The sequence below is a fragment of the Vibrio sp. 10N.286.46.A8 genome (assembly GCF_041470165.1).
GTDB lineage: Bacteria > Pseudomonadota > Gammaproteobacteria > Enterobacterales > Vibrionaceae > Vibrio > Vibrio tasmaniensis_A.
In genome coordinates, this window is sequence record NZ_JBFRLX010000314.1 from 1 (window position 1) to 1,857 (window position 1,857).

The window sequence follows — 1,857 nt, forward strand, 5'->3', positions numbered from 1 at the left end:
GCCTTATCTCTAATTGTAAAACAGAGAAAATAAGAATTAAGAATGAAGCCATGAATCTAGACCATCTTGCTGAAAAAATTAAAATCTGGGGAAAAGAACTCGGCTTTCAAAAAGTTGGCATCTGCGATGTTGATTTAAGTGAACATGAAGCCCCTCTTCAAGCATGGCTAGATGCTGGCAACCACGGCGAAATGGATTGGATGGCTCGACATGGGATGATGCGTGCTCGTCCCAATGAACTTCACCCAGGCACCATTCGAGTGATCAGCGCCCGAATGAACTATCTACCACCAGAAGCTCAGTTTGCCTCTAACCTAAGCGATACCACTCAAGGTTATATCAGCCGTTATTCTTTAGGCCGCGATTATCACAAATTGTTCCGCAACCAGTTGAAAAAGCTGGGACAAAGAATCGAGAAGGAAGTCGAAGGTTTAGACTCACGTCCTTTCGTAGATTCAGCGCCCATCTTGGAACGACCGCTCGCTCAAAAAGCAGGGTTGGGCTGGACAGGTAAACACTCATTAATTCTTGATAAAGACGCTGGCTCTTGGTTCTTCCTAGGAGAATTGTTAGTTAACATACCTCTTCCAACAGATGAACCCAGTGTCGATGAGTGCGGCAAATGCACCGCATGTATCACCTCTTGTCCAACTGGCGCCATTATTGCTGATGGCGTAGTGGATGCTCGAAAATGTATCTCGTACTTAACCATTGAATATGATGGTGTGATCCCGGAAGAGTATAGAGACGCAATTGGTAATCGTATTTACGGTTGCGATGACTGTCAGTTAGTTTGCCCGTGGAACCGCCATGCCGAACTCACTGAGCAAACAGACTTCCACCGCAGAGAAGACTTCCGAGAGGCAGACCTTGTTTCACTTTCAAGTTGGGATGAAGCGACCTTCCTAAAGAAGATGGAAGGCTCAGCGATAAGACGTATTGGACACACCCAATGGTTACGCAATATTTTTGTTGCTATGGGCAATGCGCCATTTCAACAACGCATTGTTGAAACACTGGAATCTCATCGAGGCAACAACGAAATGCTGGATGTGCATATTGAGTGGGCTTTAAATAAACAACTACAACAGTTACCCAATGCTAGCAGCATGCAAGAAGATAGCTCTACGCAGAAAAATAGCTGTGTGCAAAAAAATAGCAGCAAAATCCTCACCAAAAAGCACAGGCTAATACGCATCGTTGAGAAAGGGCTACCAAGAGACGCCTAGCCCCTTAGCCATCAACGATTGGCAGGTCAACCCACACCAACAACCCACCATACAACACAACTCGTTGCACATAATTTTCGAACAATGTTTGACCTTGTTCTCAATTCTAACAATGTGGAAAAAATTCAGAACTCTCGTAAACTTCCGACACCCACGTAAAGTTAAACACAGTACCGATAAATGATTAAGATCAAAAAACAACAAGTTAACGATCTTTTATCAAATTCAAGGTAAGCATTCAACCTGATAAAAAACAATGAGTTACGATCGGCACAATTCAGCTAATATACTGAAAACAAGAAAGATCTTTTAGAGGAATGTAAAGAATTAGGTCTGAAATAACTTTATCAACCAAGTTATCCACACTTGATACTTTGTGGATAAGTCTGTTTATAGATATGAAAAACCTCAAGTATCTGCTTCAGAGACCTGATGTTTACTAGCATTCTTGTTGCTAACAAAAATTTAAGAAAAAAAAATATCCACCATAATGGAGGATTATTTGCTTTTTGGGGGGATTATGCTTCGCAGCATTAAAGAAAGAGCGTGACCGGTAAGGTCGTCTTTAAACACTGTGGCTTAAAGAGTTTTGTTTACCATGAAAAGTAAACTGGAGCGATACATCGGG

The 1,857-nt window shown here is 42.1% G+C and carries 1 protein-coding gene; it reads left to right on the top strand.

The window, feature by feature from the left end; translation table 11 throughout:
- Positions 1-50 precede the first annotated feature (50 nt).
- Entirely contained in the window at positions 51-1,229 is a 1,179-nt protein-coding gene (gene queG, locus AB4232_RS21985) for a tRNA epoxyqueuosine(34) reductase QueG (protein ID WP_029222983.1), read from the top strand.
- The last annotated feature ends 628 nt before the right edge of the window (positions 1,230-1,857 follow it).